Source organism: Photobacterium damselae (assembly GCF_003026815.1).
Classification (GTDB): domain Bacteria; phylum Pseudomonadota; class Gammaproteobacteria; order Enterobacterales; family Vibrionaceae; genus Photobacterium; species Photobacterium damselae.
Genome location: NZ_PYOG01000009.1, coordinates 139,333 through 155,188, shown reverse-complemented (window position 1 = coordinate 155,188; position 15,856 = coordinate 139,333). Strand labels below are relative to the sequence as shown.

At 34.2% G+C, this 15,856-nt stretch carries 15 protein-coding genes and 1 rRNA gene; 2 read left to right on the top strand and 14 right to left on the bottom strand.

What is annotated here, in order from left to right:
* The 5 genes from CTN07_RS10855 to CTN07_RS10835 form a co-directional block, all read right to left on the bottom strand.
* A 16S ribosomal RNA gene (locus tag CTN07_RS10855) occupies positions 1-116 on the bottom strand; the annotation flags it as partial.
* Positions 117-485: 369 nt separating this feature from the next.
* Positions 486-917 carry a type IV pilus modification PilV family protein gene (locus CTN07_RS10850; RefSeq protein ID WP_036764344.1) on the bottom strand — a complete coding sequence of 144 codons (432 nt, stop codon included), beginning with the start codon at positions 915-917 and terminating at the stop codon, positions 486-488.
* The gene (locus CTN07_RS10845) at positions 907-2,148 is read right to left on the bottom strand and encodes a hypothetical protein (protein ID WP_005300920.1); all 1,242 of its coding nucleotides are present in this window, start codon (positions 2,146-2,148) and stop codon (positions 907-909) included. Before CTN07_RS10845 ends, CTN07_RS10850 begins: the two co-directional genes overlap by 11 nt.
* Positions 2,148-2,738: a PilW family protein gene (locus CTN07_RS10840; RefSeq protein WP_005300923.1), complete on the bottom strand. Its 591-nt coding sequence runs from the start codon at positions 2,736-2,738 to the stop codon at positions 2,148-2,150. The genes CTN07_RS10845 and CTN07_RS10840 overlap by 1 nt, the downstream gene beginning before the upstream one ends.
* On the bottom strand, positions 2,725-3,303 hold the full coding sequence (locus CTN07_RS10835; RefSeq protein ID WP_005300926.1) for a GspH/FimT family pseudopilin: 579 nt from the start codon (positions 3,301-3,303) through the stop codon (positions 2,725-2,727). Before CTN07_RS10835 ends, CTN07_RS10840 begins: the two co-directional genes overlap by 14 nt.
* Before the next feature lie 135 nt (positions 3,304-3,438).
* Between CTN07_RS10835 and CTN07_RS10830 the strand changes: the two genes are divergently transcribed.
* Positions 3,439-3,828 carry a type IV pilin protein gene (locus tag CTN07_RS10830; RefSeq protein WP_036764346.1) on the top strand — a complete coding sequence of 130 codons (390 nt, stop codon included), beginning with the start codon at positions 3,439-3,441 and terminating at the stop codon, positions 3,826-3,828.
* Positions 3,829-3,941: 113 nt separating this feature from the next.
* Here CTN07_RS10830 and CTN07_RS10825 read toward each other — a convergent pair whose 3' ends face one another.
* The gene (locus CTN07_RS10825) at positions 3,942-4,835 is read right to left on the bottom strand and encodes a glucosamine inositolphosphorylceramide transferase family protein (RefSeq protein WP_005300928.1); all 894 of its coding nucleotides are present in this window, start codon (positions 4,833-4,835) and stop codon (positions 3,942-3,944) included.
* A gap of 233 nt (positions 4,836-5,068) precedes the next feature.
* Here CTN07_RS10825 and CTN07_RS10820 point away from each other — a divergent pair, with 233 nt between their 5' ends.
* Positions 5,069-6,574 carry a DUF4832 domain-containing protein gene (locus tag CTN07_RS10820; RefSeq protein WP_005300930.1) on the top strand — a complete coding sequence of 502 codons (1,506 nt, stop codon included), beginning with the start codon at positions 5,069-5,071 and terminating at the stop codon, positions 6,572-6,574.
* A gap of 32 nt (positions 6,575-6,606) precedes the next feature.
* Here CTN07_RS10820 and CTN07_RS10815 read toward each other — a convergent pair whose 3' ends face one another.
* The 8 genes from CTN07_RS10815 to CTN07_RS10785 are packed head-to-tail and all read right to left on the bottom strand — an operon-like array spanning position 6,607 to position 15,841.
* On the bottom strand, positions 6,607-7,026 hold the full coding sequence (locus tag CTN07_RS10815) for a hypothetical protein (RefSeq protein ID WP_036764348.1): 420 nt from the start codon (positions 7,024-7,026) through the stop codon (positions 6,607-6,609).
* Positions 7,027-7,041: 15 nt separating this feature from the next.
* Positions 7,042-8,151, bottom strand: a complete 1,110-nt coding sequence (locus tag CTN07_RS10810; protein WP_107183705.1) for a glycosyltransferase family 4 protein — start codon at positions 8,149-8,151, stop codon at positions 7,042-7,044.
* A 59-nt stretch (positions 8,152-8,210) separates the two neighbouring features.
* On the bottom strand, positions 8,211-9,416 hold the full coding sequence (locus tag CTN07_RS10805; protein ID WP_005300934.1) for a glycosyltransferase family 4 protein: 1,206 nt from the start codon (positions 9,414-9,416) through the stop codon (positions 8,211-8,213).
* 14 nt (positions 9,417-9,430) lie between these two features.
* A complete protein-coding gene (locus tag CTN07_RS10800) occupies positions 9,431-10,654 on the bottom strand; it encodes a glycosyltransferase (protein WP_005300941.1) in 1,224 nt (407 codons plus the stop codon).
* Positions 10,655-10,657: 3 nt separating this feature from the next.
* Positions 10,658-11,158 carry a serine O-acetyltransferase gene (locus tag CTN07_RS23235; protein WP_036764350.1) on the bottom strand — a complete coding sequence of 167 codons (501 nt, stop codon included), beginning with the start codon at positions 11,156-11,158 and terminating at the stop codon, positions 10,658-10,660.
* The gene (locus CTN07_RS10790) at positions 11,136-12,536 is read right to left on the bottom strand and encodes a hypothetical protein (RefSeq protein ID WP_005300943.1); all 1,401 of its coding nucleotides are present in this window, start codon (positions 12,534-12,536) and stop codon (positions 11,136-11,138) included. The genes CTN07_RS23235 and CTN07_RS10790 overlap by 23 nt, the downstream gene beginning before the upstream one ends.
* On the bottom strand, positions 12,537-13,745 hold the full coding sequence (locus CTN07_RS23060; RefSeq protein ID WP_005300946.1) for a lipopolysaccharide biosynthesis protein: 1,209 nt from the start codon (positions 13,743-13,745) through the stop codon (positions 12,537-12,539).
* A complete protein-coding gene (locus CTN07_RS10785) occupies positions 13,742-15,841 on the bottom strand; it encodes a GumC family protein (protein WP_005300949.1) in 2,100 nt (699 codons plus the stop codon). The genes CTN07_RS23060 and CTN07_RS10785 overlap by 4 nt, the downstream gene beginning before the upstream one ends.
* Positions 15,842-15,856: the final 15 nt, after the last annotated feature.

Genomic DNA, 15,856 nt, shown 5'->3' with positions numbered 1-15,856 from the left:
GCCGCTCGCCGCCCTTAACGTTCCCCGAAGGTTCAGTTAAGTCGCTGCCGCTCGACTTGCATGTGTTAGGCCTGCCGCCAGCGTTCAATCTGAGCCATGATCAAACTCTTCAATTAAAGTTTTGTTGCATCTAACGATACGGCTCAATGAATACTGTTAATTCATCATAAATGATGAATGAATTGACTGTGCTGATACCCTTCTTTATATAAAGAAGTGAATCAATTTGGTCACTCAGCTTCATTGATTAAATCTTTTAGACTAAATCATTTCACGAGTGCCCACACAGATTGCATGGTCAAATTGTTAAAGAACAATATCATCACAACCGCTCTTAATTCAGTGCCTTGTCGTGACAACAGGGATGCATTATAGGTAGATTTTCGCCTCTGACAATAGTTTTTTTGATAATTTTAAATGAACGAAGTTTTATTATTCATTTTTGTGATTTTTGCCAGTTAGCACAGCAAATTGCTGTCTTTAATTTAATCAAACTCACTGTATTTGGATAATGCAGTCTTAAGACTTACTGCTTGAGAGACTCCATGACGGTCAGACCAACTCACTTTGACATCAATTGTTCTTAATGCACCAGACAAAGATAAATTAGAAGCATCACACGTTAATGTATAGATAGAACCGCTCACCATAGATTGTCGGCAATAGGTAGAATCAGCCATACTAGCAAAGGGAATCAAACCAGTTGCTCCACTAACATTGCTAGCCCGTGTTTGATAATACTCCATTTGGCTTTCTGCTATATGAAGTGCATCTAACGTTTTTAATGCATTTTCTGCTTTTACTTCCATATAGGCTTGCATTTTTACAAGTCCTAAAATACCTACAGATAGCACGGCAAGAGTTATTACGACTTCTAATAGGCTAAAGCCTTGGGGTTTTATTGCTTTAGAAGTCATGCCATGATCCTTTTTTCCAATTAGGCTTATATTTGGGAACATAAGGATTAAAATTGCGATTGTAGGTTAGATTTAATGATGATGAATATGTAGTCACTCCTTTTGGAGTATCAAAGATTATCCCACCAGTTGGCACAAAAGATCCAAATGAGAAAAAAACAGAATTAGTATCTAATAAATGAGCATAAAATGAACTACTACTCATGGCTTCCCATCTAGGAATAAGACTAACATTATAAAAATCTGGCTCATCTATTAAATGATAGACTGAACCATTAAAAGTTGTAGAACCAACAGTCCCAACAATCCCATTTTCAAAAACTAAGACTTTAGCTTGATTTATAATTGTTGGATTAGATCCAATTAAATCACCATGTAAATCGCAATCTCCTTTTACCCAAACTTTATTTGAAATAGCAAATGCTTTATTAATCTTCTCTGCACATCGATTATCAGAAGTAATACTATCTATCGAGCCATTTATTACTTTAAATTCGGATTTTATCGATGCTATCTCACTTCGCTTTTTATTAAAAAAACCTTCAAATGGATCAAAAAAAGGATCATATTCAAAATCTTTTTTGACTGGGCCATTTGACGATGGAGGAGTTATATTTGTATCAAAATTAGAAGCATCAGTATTATACTCATTATTGCAAATAGCACTGCTACTAACATTTGGATAAGAAAATGTCACATTATAATGCCCCTCTCCAGGTTTAAGAATTTTTAATCTATCTAAGGATTCTACCTTAGACGAATATTTAATACTAATACATCGATAATTATTTCCAGATATATGATCAATAACATCTGGAGCTATTTTTACATCTCCCAAAAATTTTAGATCAGATCTACTTTGAATAGCACCATAAGATTCTGGTAATAAAAAAATCTCTTTCTCTATTTTCTTTACCGCCAATTTATTATAATAACTTACAATAATATTATCTGAATTTATATCAACATCAGCCAAATCTAATTCATGTTCACAATCAGGAAAAGATGCACGAGCATCAGATATACTTCCTACTTTTTGAACTTTCGCAAACCCACACTCTAACCCGCCTTCCGCAGCCCAATGAGCCTGCCTCGCTAGCACTTCATTTTGAGTACGCTTAATCTGATAAAAGAGATTTTTATAAGAGGCTAACGAAAATATCAGAGCCACTACTAATAACATACTTGTTATTAGTAGGGTCGACATTCCTTGTTGATAATATCTATTCATTATTGCCAATTCCTTGTTTTAATTTGAATCGACTTTGTCGTACTTACAGCTGACGACTTTATTTTAGCTGCTAGTTTTATTGTTAATAATTGACTGGTAGCACTAGCTGAACTTATTGGTGTATTTTCAATATCAAATTGATTAACCGTAATCTGCTTATCATAAATTAATGAATAAGATCGTTCTCTGGATAAAGAACATGCATTTAAAGCTGTTATTTCATCATCAATTGATCGATAAACTAATTTTCTATCTTGTTCGTTATACATTACTTCATTATATCGACGCCCATCAGGAGAATGATAAGCATAAGCTAGACAGTTATTATCAGAATTTACATAAACGACATTACTCGCACCTGATAACTTCAAACTTGAAGCCCCACTCGATACATACCCTGCCCGCAGTACATCTTCTTTGATTAATCGAAAAGCATCATTAACATCTTGCTGTAATAATAATTCTAATGAGCGCTTATTTGCTGCTTGATAACCAGATAAAAAAACTGATCCAACAATGCCAATAGCAATTAAACCTACAGATGAAGCAATTAATAACTCAATTAAACTAAAACCTTTAGCACTTTTCATAGCCACTTAACTTCTCAGAATCCGCTTCAAAGCAGGTATAAATCCGTCCAGTTTTATTAAAAATAACTGTTTTTAGATGATAATCACCAAATTGATAATCAAAATTACCGCCAAAACCTACATTTTTGGGTTTACCATAAATAGGATCGAAAGAAAATTGCTTCAATGTACTACTATTTTTAAACGTGACCCCAGAAAAATCAGCACTCTTTATTGATGAAAGACTACTTGTATCGATATCATCACAATTCTTTTTTGTATCTATTGAAGAAAAAACACACCAATCGCTATTTTCTCTCATACCTGGTACTAATGGGGCATAAACATACACTTCCACTCCACGCATCACAGCTTCTGATTTTGCATGCACCAATAGCCACTCAATCTCCGTTGCTAATCGCTTTATTTTATTTCGCTCTATCAGATCGCTAAAAGAAGGCGCAGCAGCACCGAGTAATACCACCATGACAGACATCGCAATAATCAACTCAAGTAACGTAAATCCACGGCACTTTAAGCTATTTTGCTGTAGGTGATGTAACTGAAAGAGAGTTTCGCGAGCCATTTCTCAAATCCCTAACATAGAGGGGTACTCTAGGTGATAACAACTTGATTCATATCTTATCACCGCCGCAAAATAGCCTTTATGGAAGAAAAAAAAGTTATCGAGTTAACTCTGATATTTTAGGGATATAACTAAATGAGTAGACAAAAAGGCGTGACACTGATCGAGTTGCTGATTGCTGTTGTTGTTATTGGTGTATTAGCTGCGATTGCCTATCCTAGTTATCAAAGTCACGTAATCAAAGCACATCGCACTCAGGCTATGGGTGATCTCACGATGATTCAACTAGCGCTGGAAGAACAGAGAACAGCAGGTGTTAGCTATGCAAATTACACTCACACCGAGATTCAAAATAAGCTCTGCATCGCATGTGTCGATAAAGAACGCTATGAGTATGCAGTAAGCAAATCTTCTAGTGGTTATACAATCACAGCAGTTCCACAAAAACCGCTACAAAATGACCCAGAGTGCAATACATTATCTCTAGACCAAACAGGCCAAGGACAGCCATCTTCCTGTTGGTAACAAATAATAGATATCTTTAAATAGAAAACCTTAATTAACAGGTAACCATTAATTAAAGGGAACTAAATGATTCAGTTCCCTTCTATATATTGCTCCAAACTGAAAATATCAACCTAAAAAAAAGGTTTTTCGATTTTTAACTTAACCATAGCTAAATATTTTATTTTTCTATAAATATTACTGTACTTGGTTAAAATATTCTTCGAGTCAATTACCGTCATATTTCCCCAGTATGACAAGGTATGAATGCCATCGCTGTAAGGTTCTACAGGCATCACATCTTTGTAAAACTCTTCTTGATAGCTTGTTGTTGATATGTCTGTGATTCTCATAATCTTCAAACTACCGCCGTACGTAATCTCACAATTTTGACAAACTCGGTAATACTGTCCATTACGCTCAATAATAGGTCCGCCATTACGACCAAATGCTTTATTATTTGCTATTGGGGAACTTGGATGCAGTGTATAGTCGCCGAGCAGAGAATCTGATACATACAACTGCTGCTGGAACGCATTATCTGATGTTGATGTAAACAGATAAAATGTATCATCAATTCGCTTAATACAAGTATCGATAAACTTTGAACCACTTAATAGCGTTTTTTGTTTAATAAATTTCACACCATCAAACTTGTACAAAGTGATCTCATTGAGATCAGATGTTTCAACAATACAATATAGCTCATGGTCATCTTCAAAGACGAAAGGAAATGATTTATGTCCAACGATATTGCTGATATCTTCAAAGAAGTTGTATCGATTTCCCTCAAAATCAACACACTCAATTTTTCCATTTCCGTGAGAATAATCAAAGATTTCATAAGCAATATAAGATTTATTTTCAAACACAAAAACAAATGGATCTGCTTCAAAATCTTTATCAGTAAAATTAAACCACTGAATATTACATGCACTAAGGCCTTTTTCGATAACATCTAGTGGATGTTCATTAATCAAGCCAATACGCCAAAAATCCTGATCGGTAAATCTACTGAGTAAAGTCATTGAACCTTATTCCTTCATGTTGTTGTGTTTTATCATCTTATAAAATCACTATTAAATATAGTAAGCAGATAATCATAACACCTGCAAATAATTTATCATTTGAAAATTTACGTTCAAAAAACAATCGTATAATTGAAATGGTTATACTATATCTAAAAGCAATAAACGTTATTCACATACATAATGATAGTTAGTTTTAAGATTTACTACGTTAACTGATAAAGTGATTTTATATGTCAATATTAAATAAAAATTTCATCCAGATTTCTCTTATAAGCTTATTAGTTCCAATAACATCACATGGAATGTCTATCGAACACAGTCCAAAAGAGAGTTATGAGATAATTACAAATCCTGATATCGGAATTACAGATCATCAAACAATTAATATAAGAAACAATAAAGACTGGAACATACCGAGTTACCCTGAAACTTCAGTTGTATATTACCGTTGGTATTGGGAGGAATTAGAGCCAGAAAAAGGAAAATATAATTTTAAGTTGATTGACGATACTATAAATGAAGCCAAAAAATTGAATAAGAAGATAGTTATCCGCTTCATGACGCTGGCTGGTCTTAACGAAACTTACTATGAAGATTCACCTAGAGCTGGGAAAAAAATTCTTGGTATTCCTTGCTGGCTCAAGCAACAAATCGATCCAAAATCTAAAAATGGTTGTCAAAACGATAATAGTTTCGTTGTAAATTATACCGATCCTAAATTTAAAAAGTCATTACAAAATTTCATTACAGCTATGGGGAATCGTTATAATAATAACTCTAACATTCTACGACTAGATGTTGGCCTTATTGGCACTTGGGGTGAATGGCATTTAGGTACCCATAAAAAATACTCTCAATCCACCTTAGGATTTTCAGGCTATAAAAATAAAGATCTAACACCATATATTGATATAATGATGAATGCTTTTCCTAATCATATGCTAACTATAGACCTAGGAACAACCGATGATCATTTTACAAGCTATGCAACTAAAAGAAATCTAGGATGGAGAGCCGATTGCTTTGGTGACTGGAGACCTGGCTGGAATCATATGCAACAAGCTTATCCTGAAACATTCCAACATATCAAAAAAGATAAAAGTTCAAAAAATGATACAGATCCTTATTTTTTAACACGCTGGAAAAAAGCACCTGTAGATTTTGAAATCTGTGAAACAATGAAAGAATGGGATGAACAACCAAAGATATATACCAAAAAGAAAGTGGAACAAACTTTTGATGATGCTCTTTCCTTACATGTATCACTAATGAATCTAAAATCTGATCCTATTCCTAAAAAATATCAAAAGATACTTAATCAATTTTTGACTAAAATCGGATATAGATTCGTATTAGAACATATTAAAATAACCAGTGATTTCCAGAAAAACACACCAATAACAATTACATCGCAGTGGAAAAATGTCGGTGTTGCTCCAAGTTATAACAACTACCCTATCACTTGGCGTATTGTGAATAGCAAAGGTGAAGTCATTACTTATTATGATACTAAGAATGATATTACAAACTGGCTTCCTTCAGAAAAATTAAATGATACAGCGCCAATTTATACTCAAAAAAATACATTTACATTACCAAAGACAATAAAAACTGGAAAGTACCTATTAGAGGTTGGGCTTGTTAAACCAGGGACACACGAAGCTATCATTGGTTTAGCTATTGAAAATAAAAATAAAAACCGATGGTATCAATTACAAGAGTTTAATATTAGATAGAAAAAAGGCATGTGAGTAAGCATGCCTTTATTTTATTGTAAGAAATTAGCTTTAAAATAATCCCAAATACCAAATGAGAAATTTTTAAAAATATCAATGCCTAATGCTGACTTAATTAAATACAATGTTAATACAGCAGACATAAATAGAAAAACGAGTATAACGACAAGAGAAATAACTTTAATAATCGTAGTTATAGATTTCTCACGTCGTTGCTCGATCCGGCGATTCTTCCCAAGCAAAAAAACAGCATAATACCGCCACCTCCCAAGACCAAAAGTAGGCCTAAAGTCAATGTAATGCTCGCTAGTTCGGCTACTTGCTATAATAGCATCCTCAATTGCATTACGCTGAGTATCATCAAACGAATCCAAAATTTCATTTGGTATATGATAAAGAACTCGTTCAACAATACCTTGTTGGTTGTGACTTATTTTACTGTTAGAACTCATGCTATTCACCAGTACTTATTTATCATGCTCGGCCTGTTGAAAAACATTATAAGTCTGCTCAGCAATTAGATCCCAGTCATATTTTTGTAAATAATCATCATAAGATATTAAAGGTTGACCAACAGACTCTATCAGTTTTTTTGCTAAATCATCACTATTTCCACAGGAAAAATAACGATCATTAGGCAGATGAACTGCTTTATTAGCGGGGATATCACTAACTATAACAGGTAGAGAAAATGACATGGCTTCTAACAGGGCAATAGGCAAACCCTCACTGAAAGATGGTAATACGAAAGTATCTGCCTGAGAGAAAATACTATGCAGTTCTTCACCAGATAAAAATCCAGTTAGGACAACGCCAGAAGTCTCCTTTGCTACTTTTTTCAGGTCATCACTATATTCAGTTGGATGATCACAATCTCCAACTAGAACCAGCTTTTTATTAATCCCACTTTTCTTGTAGGCATCCAATAAAACATCTAGACCTTTTTCTTGAGAGAACCGACCGACCGCAACAACATAATCACGAGATTCTAGATCAAATTTTGATAAATACTCATTGATTTTATGCTGCTCAGGAAGCTGTGGCTTATGCACACCATTAAAGATTAAATGTGTATCTTTACGACCGTACTTTTCTTCCATTAAATTTTGCATAAAGTCTGAAATAACAATAACTTCAGATGCATATTTAACAGCACATCTTTCGCCAAGTCGTAAAACAAACTTAGCTAATTTACCCCACTTTTGATGATCATAATTCTGACTATGATGAGTAAAAACAACTTTTTTGCCAAACAATCTTAATAATGGCGTAACTAGACCCGGACCAATGGCATGGATATGAACAATATCGGCTTTTTCTTTAATAGCATACAAGGCCGCTAACAACGAATGTAACGGTGCCTCTAATGATTTATTCGTAACCGAAGGTAAGGCTTTAAGTTTTACACCTAAATACTCACTTTCAGAATATGGCACATAGGGTTTTCGTGCTGTAACAGTAATATCCAAGTTGTATTTCTCAACTAAGAGTGGATATAACGATTGGCAATGAGATTCAACCCCACCTTGTACATTGGGAATACCTCGGGTGCCTAGGACTAAAATAGATTTATTCACAAGCTCATCTCGTCAGAATAAAGTACCTACGCATTTGCAGGTACATATGATTATCAAAATTATTTAGAAAGTAGAGACTGATATAACTTTATCAATTCACGTTTATGCACATCTAAAGAATATTTTTCTAGAAGACGAGAGCGAGCTTTAAGTCCCATATCGGTAACCAGTTCACTATTATCAGCTAGAGCCTGCATTTTACTTGCTAAATCATTAGCATCGCCCGATTTAAACAGATAACCCGTTTCACCATCAAGGATCTGTTCTGGAATACCACCGATATTGGCTCCGATAACTGGTTTACCATAGCTCATAGCTTCTAGAACTGACATTGAACAATTTTCATTCCATTCAGAAGGAACAATAACTGCTTTAGCATTCTTGATAATATTAGTTAAAGTTTCACCAGTCTGAAAACCTAATAATTCTACATTATCAAAATTGTCTTTAAGATAATCAAACATCGGCCCAGTACCCAATACCTTAAGAGGGGTATCACCTGTTAGCTTTTTATGGGCTTCAGCTAAAGTTACAACGCCTTTTTCCTGAGTTAAACGCCCACAGAATAAGAAGTATCCACCATCGTCTCCAACTTCAGTAGCCGAGGCATCAATACCATTAACAATCACTTCCACATTCGCAGATGGAATTTGGCGCAAGATCATCGATTTCATAAAATCACATGGTGCAATAAACGTATCTAGAGCTTCATAGCTTTTCATCACTCGATGATACAAAGCTTCAAGAGAAAGAAGAATACTGCGAGGCCAAGAACCATCCTGCCATTGATATTTAAATAGATTAATATTACTACCAGAAATCCAATCTAAATCAATACTCTCACCTGCTGCTAACATGCTGTAATTAGGGCATACAGATTTATAGTCATGAGCAGTTAATACCGTTTTACAGCCATGCTTTTGAGCAACTTTGATTACCGATGGGGTAATTTGATGATAGATATTATGAAAGTGCACAATATCAGGCTTTTCTGCTTTAATAAGTTTCTCAAATTGTTCACAAGCATCTTTATTATGTACAAAATTAATAGCGACTTTTAAGCTATCAAAAATAGAGTGCTTACCATGATAATCAACATTTTCAACAAAATACTCAGATTGTTCTGATGGAATATTTTTCTCATGCTTCATCGAAAAATCAATGACTTGATACCCTGCTTCTTGTACCATCTCTCGCTCTTGGAAAAATACAGTTTCTGCACCACCATGCGGGAAGAAGAATTTATTAACAAATAAGACTTTCATGAAAACACCAACTATTATGAATTATTTTGGTTAACAACATTCTTAATATCTGCAGCAACTTGCTGTCCAATAGAAGCATAAGAACGATTATTTTTTATATAATTAAATCCTGCATCCAGCTCTGATTGCGTCATAGGCTGCAGCGCTAATTCAATCATTGATTGAGCGTATGATTTAACAGACCCATCAGTTACACGACCACAACCTGACTCTTGAATAACAAATTGCTGATCTGGAGAATCATTACAAATCATCGGTTTTTTGAGCGCCATATATTCCATAGCCTTTGTTGGTGTTGAAACATCCAACAATAATCCTCGATTCATAAAACCAATCACCATATCTACACCTTTTAAATAGGCCCAAGCTTCATGTGTTTGTACCCATCCTGTAATACAGAAGTCTTCAGTTAACCCCATATCATCAGCAGTTTGTTGTAGAAAATCGCGATCTTTTGCTACTTCAGAATCACCCACAAACAGCAGTTTTAACTCTGGAACAGTTTTTTTGGCCTCTTGAAAAGCTTCAATAATAACTTCCAGTTTACGTAAACGATCTAAACTACCTAGATAGCCTATAACTGGAGCATCACCCCATGACTCTATTTTCTTGGCTTCTGTTTCTGAAAATGCGTCAATCTTTTCAAAATCAACGCCCATTGGTACTACCATCATGCTATTTTCATCAATACCTTTGTTTTTCATATAATTAAGCATGAAATCACTTTGAGCATAGACACGATCTGAATGCGGTAGGATAATATGATATAAAATAAACTCTTCTAATAAACCACGAGCTAAAATTATCGGTCGTTTCCAACTTGGAATATTTTCACTCTTATCTCTCGCTCTCATTGAACGACTTTCGGCATAAAGAAATGAAACCCAATAGGTATATGGCAGTTTAATCATCTTTGCGATCAATAGACAAATCAAGCCCACCCATACCATGTCTCTAACTTGGATTAACTGAAAACCATTTTTCTTTGCTTTAAAAGACATCTTAGCCGCAGTAAAGAAATACACTAAAGAATCTAAATGACGATTAGTCGTTTTTTTACTTGTCACTAAAGTACTATCGTTAGATTCAATTTTTATTGTTTCATCTTTTGGCATACCGATGATTGTTGTTCTAACCCCTTCTTTAGGCAACTCTTTTGAGTAAAGAACATCAACATCAGGACGATACGATGGTAGTTCTTCTGGTACAAAATTAATTACATTGACTTTATTATCCATCAGTTAACCTTCACTTATTTTTTTAATCACTTTAGCTGGACTTCCTACTGCAATTGAGTTGGCAGGAATATTTTTTACTACTATTGATCCAGCACCTATAATTGAATTATTGCCAACAGATATACCACCAAGCACAATAACTCCAGGACTTAATTCCACATTATTTCCTATCACTGGAGAAACATGCTTTCCTGTAATAGGATCAATCTTATTACCAATAGTAACGTTATGTTTAAGCATCACATTACGGCCTAAAATACTGTCAGCATTTATAACTATATTTTGAGGATGATAAAGTATCATTCCCTCCCCAATTTTTGTCCTTGGTGGAATATCCAAGCCACAAATAAATTTCAATAATTTTAAAAATAATATATTTACAATAAAAACCTTATTTATTAATGAACTACTATAAAATAAACTTGCCAGCCTAAAGTTAATAATAAATAACTTTGCAGTTAAGCTAGCGTTTATAGATAGTTCATTCCTGATTAATCCGATCATAATGAGCCTCACATTTAGCTAATGTTACCTTCCTTATAATCATTATTACACCAAGAGAAAAATAAAACTGAAATTGAAATACTAAAATTAATGCTAACAATGGAGCATAGGGTAAAGTAATCAAACCAGCGATAATAAAACCAATAAATGCCGGTTGATAAGACAATAACTTTATATCTGCTTCTGATAATTGTGTTTTAGAAAACATTGGTCTAGGATTTGAATTTTTTAATATCAAGTAGACGATTGTAAGCAATAATCCAACACCAACTACACCAATTTCCCATAGATAGATAGCTAATGCCGTAGAACCTAAACCGAGATCAAATAGCATCGCAATATAGCCAGGCTCTGCTCCACCTGCATTCGAACTATTTAGACCATATCCAAACAGTTGATTGACGAAACCGTATATATCTGAATTGTGGGACCAAAAGACTAATGCCGTTAAACGCCCAAGTTCATCTAAATTACCATCTAAACCATCAACAATAGTATTAGGGTCAAATATATAACCAATATTCTCTATAAATATATCAAAAATACTCATTGAGTGTGATTGATACTTACTAGCATAGCCAAGAGATAAGATAGTAATAACTATCGTTAAAATGGCTACAATCCCAGTAATTGCTAATAGTATTGTTTTTACATCAATAACCCTAACTTCTTTAACATAGCTTGGCTTGATATAAACCAAAAGTAAGAAAATTGGAGCTAGCAACGTTACAAATTTCACTTCAGCAACAATACAGATGCTAAAACCAATCGCGAAATGCAGCAACACGGATTTTAATGTCGTTACTCCATGCTTATACTCTGATAACTTCATCATCATAATAAGCAGTGTGAAAAGCCCCATTGATGCGCCATTACCACCGGCAACCATACTACCGCCAAATGTGCCAACAACGGAGTCCCATGAATCCATTTCACCTTGAGCAGCTACTCGAGCGGGTACAATGACAAGAACTTCATAGATTACAAAAGGAATTTGGGCATAAAAAACCCAATACAACTTCTGACAAACTTTATATATTTGAGATTCTCGACAAAAACCTAATAGCAGGCATGGCAATAATAAAGCCATACCTAAACCATTTTTCACACCTGCAATAGTCGTTTTAATCCCTTCTTGAAGTAATGAACTTGTTAGGGCTAAAACAAATAAACCTAAGAATAGAATCAAAATAGTAATTTCAATTTGATCTAAAGGTTCAAAATTATATCGCGTTTGTAATGGCAGAAGACAAAACATAAGAATTGTCATTATAAATGGTAACCAGAGGAAAGCACTAACTCCGGTAAAATACTGTGCTGTTCCACTAAAGATTAGTGTAATAAACACATAAATCTGAAAGAACAATCCTGTATTCATTTATAAAATACCTTCTTCGTGTAGCTTCACTGCATCTTTATTTATCTTGATATAAATCATCAAGTATCGTGCTGCAGTAAGTACCGTAAACATCAATAATGATACTACATAGCTCTTATACACAAAGGGAATAAGAATAAAGGCAATAATAACTATCGCTAATTGTTCACATTGAATTCTTAAAAAATAGTTTGGGGTACCAAAAATTAATTCAATTACTGTCATTGGTACAAACGCCAACATAGCAAAAACATAAGGTAGCATTAATCGAGATGTCTCAACTGATTGTACCCATTGTTCTCCAAGAACATGTTCTGTCAACCAAGGATAAACAAAATAAATACCAGCCACAGTAATCAAAGCAATTGAAATTAAGAACAAACGTACTTGTTTAAATTCCACATAGTTAAAGGTTTTATTTCTAAAATCTTCAGACCATTTTGAAAATGTATAGTTACGAACCGATTGCCCAAGAATAAGCACAGGTGACAGACAAAATCTATTTACTACAGCAAAATAACCAGCAACAAGTGGACTGAACCAATAGTTAATCAAGACAGTAGGTAATTGCAAACTAGCATTCGCAACAACTTCAGCTGTACCAACACGAGATAAATGATTCCAATGTTTAAACAAGAATTTTACTTGAGTTGTTGGTGAAAAATCGCTTAGCGTAAAGTCATTTTTATCTAATGATGAATACAACCAATAACAGATTAGAATTAGATGTGCAAAAGCCCAAATATAGTAAAAATATTCAACTTTCCATGAGATCAATAGTGATAAAGAGACTATTGATGTGACACTAATACGCTGAACCGCTAATCGTTGAAATTTCTTCGAACGTAGTAATATATTCTCAGATACAATCATCATGGCATAACTAGCAGTTAATACATAAATAGCCATTAATGGTAATGAGAAGAAATAACTCACCACGAATATATAGGCTGCACTCACAATCCAAGATTGAAGTAATCCAAATACTACAGCTTTACCTAAATCCTGTTGATCAACTTTAGGTAATAAGAAATGTGAGCCATATAGCGCAACTTGTGCTCCAATTAATATAATGCCATATATTAGTGAGTAATTACCAACATCAGACATACCAAAACGATATGACATGAAGAGAATGGTAAATGCACCAATCACTTGAGATATAACGGAAGCGCCCCCTATTGTGGAGGCACCTTTAATTAAACTCATAGAAGAACATCCTTAGATGGAGCTATTTGCAAATTTTCATTAGATTCTAATAAATTTGTATCCACTTTATTCAATACGCAACCAACTACCTGAGACCCATATTGTTTCAATAAATCAATTGCAGAAACACATATATTTGAACTGTTATAATTAGATGCTGTGACAAACAGAACTTTATCTGCATGTTTACTTGTTAATATTGCATCTTTAGAATCCAATACAGCGGGAGTATCTATAATGATGAAATCATACAGCTGACGAAGTTCAGTAAAGACTTTCTCTAAGTTTTTATTTGTTAAAGTAATAAGTGGTGACTGATTCGCCTCTTGACCAACAGATAAAAAATCTATTGATTGAGTATGAGTAATTGCATCTTTTACAGACAGCTGTTGACTTAATAGATCAGTCAATCCAAGTATTTCAGTACAACCTAATGATTGAGTTAATTGGCTAGAGCGAAGATCCATATCAATCAAAAGAACTTTTGAATCAACTGCAAGTGCTTTTGCTACAAGCGTTGCTATTGAAGATTTTCCTTCTTGGGCAGTTGCCGATGTAACAACATATACCTGAGCAACATCCTCCTGAAGTAACAGCTGACTACGAATACCAAAAGAAGCTTCATCAAGTGTATTTAAATCTGAGCTATTATTGATAATATTTTTAGGTGTCACCTGTTGAGAATAAGCGCGAACTTCACCCAACACAGGTAAACCAAGACGACGTTTAACTTCTGCAATAGACATTACTTTATTATTAATTGCTGCCATAACAATCACAAATAATGTTGATGTAAGTAATGACATAATAGCAATAACTGCAATTAATAATGTTTTATTTGGTTTCGTTGGTTTTAATGGGATAATCGCCTGATCAATAATTTTTGCAGATGACTCTGAAAACTGACTACTTACTTGAGTCTGATTCTGACGTTTTAATAACTCATTATATAACTCTCTAGTTTGACTAATGTCATCCATCATATTGTCATAACGAGTCTTTTTATCACCCAACAGTTGAAAAGCATTTGCTTGTTTGTTCACCTCTGCTTGCAGTTGATTTTCTTTTAGTACAGCAGCTTGATACTGCTCTTTAATACCTGAGGTGATCTCATTTACTAAACGACTAGCCTGAGCTTGTAAAATGTTTAGCTGAGAACGAGCTTGAATTACTTTTTCATACTTAGGCCCATAACGATCTTCTAGATTAGAAAGCTCCGTTCGTTGCTCAATAATCATCTGACGTAAATTTTCCATTTGGGGATGGCGAGATACATCAGGAATACCAACTAAGCCATTGATGCCCAACTTTTTTGCGTCACGTGTAGTTTTATAGATAGCTTCTAAATTTGCTCGTTGTGCAGTCGCTGTCGCTAAACTATCTGTTAATAAAGATAATTGTTCTGTTTGAAAACCGTCGACGCCACGAAATGTAATCAAACCTTCTTTTTTTAAGAAGTCATTTAATTTTGCTTCTTTTTGCTTTAATTGAGTATCTAGATCTGTAACTTGTTTTGCCAATAGATTTGAAACATTAAGGCTTGCTTCATGATTATCATTGATAGAAAAATGAGAAAAAACATCTACAATCTCATTAGCAACGCTTGCAGCAATTTTAGGATCTGTTGACTCAAAGCCAACTTCAACCATCTGAGTTTTACGGACAGGCGAAATTGAAAGATGCTTAGTTAAATATTTGATACTACGCTCTTTCTGCCTAGCTAAAGAATCATCTTTTACTTCTTTTTTACCTATAAACTCAGGTAACTCATACAGTTTTAAGTCATCAACAACCTGTGACATTACACGGCGTGATTTTAATAATTGATACTGGGTCTCATAATATTCTTTACGAGTAGAGTCAAAATCTACAACTTTTGCAAACGTAGTTGGATTCGTTAGCTCTGCCTTAAGTAAAACTGTTGCATAAGCTTCATACTTAGGCGTAAGCTTTTGGATTAAAGGAATTGAGGCACCAGTAGTCAGCACCGAAAAGGCAATAATCTTCCACCAATTCTTTTTCGCAGCTTTTAGAAAGCGAGAGAAATCAATCGTGCTTTCTAATTTACTTCCATCCTCTACAAATAATGAAGCCATTTATTCTTACCTTAA

Excerpts from the sequence above, each read along its gene's own strand:
- CTN07_RS10850 (WP_036764344.1), bottom strand. The coding sequence starts at position 917 with ATGACTTCTAAAGCAATAAAACCCCAAGGCTTTAGCCTATTAGAAGTC.
- CTN07_RS10845 (WP_005300920.1), bottom strand. The coding sequence starts at position 2,148 with ATGAATAGATATTATCAACAAGGAATGTCGACCCTACTAATAACAAGT.
- CTN07_RS10840 (WP_005300923.1), bottom strand. The coding sequence starts at position 2,738 with ATGAAAAGTGCTAAAGGTTTTAGTTTAATTGAGTTATTAATTGCTTCA.
- CTN07_RS10835 (WP_005300926.1), bottom strand. The coding sequence starts at position 3,303 with ATGGCTCGCGAAACTCTCTTTCAGTTACATCACCTACAGCAAAATAGC.
- CTN07_RS10830 (WP_036764346.1), top strand. The coding sequence starts at position 3,439 with ATGAGTAGACAAAAAGGCGTGACACTGATCGAGTTGCTGATTGCTGTT.
- CTN07_RS10825 (WP_005300928.1), bottom strand. The coding sequence starts at position 4,835 with ATGACTTTACTCAGTAGATTTACCGATCAGGATTTTTGGCGTATTGGC.
- CTN07_RS10820 (WP_005300930.1), top strand. The coding sequence starts at position 5,069 with ATGTCAATATTAAATAAAAATTTCATCCAGATTTCTCTTATAAGCTTA.
- CTN07_RS10815 (WP_036764348.1), bottom strand. The coding sequence starts at position 7,026 with ATGAGTTCTAACAGTAAAATAAGTCACAACCAACAAGGTATTGTTGAA.
- CTN07_RS10805 (WP_005300934.1), bottom strand. The coding sequence starts at position 9,416 with ATGAAAGTCTTATTTGTTAATAAATTCTTCTTCCCGCATGGTGGTGCA.
- CTN07_RS10800 (WP_005300941.1), bottom strand. The coding sequence starts at position 10,654 with ATGGATAATAAAGTCAATGTAATTAATTTTGTACCAGAAGAACTACCA.
- CTN07_RS23235 (WP_036764350.1), bottom strand. The coding sequence starts at position 11,158 with ATGATCGGATTAATCAGGAATGAACTATCTATAAACGCTAGCTTAACT.
- CTN07_RS10790 (WP_005300943.1), bottom strand. The coding sequence starts at position 12,536 with ATGAATACAGGATTGTTCTTTCAGATTTATGTGTTTATTACACTAATC.
- CTN07_RS23060 (WP_005300946.1), bottom strand. The coding sequence starts at position 13,745 with ATGAGTTTAATTAAAGGTGCCTCCACAATAGGGGGCGCTTCCGTTATA.
- CTN07_RS10785 (WP_005300949.1), bottom strand. The coding sequence starts at position 15,841 with ATGGCTTCATTATTTGTAGAGGATGGAAGTAAATTAGAAAGCACGATT.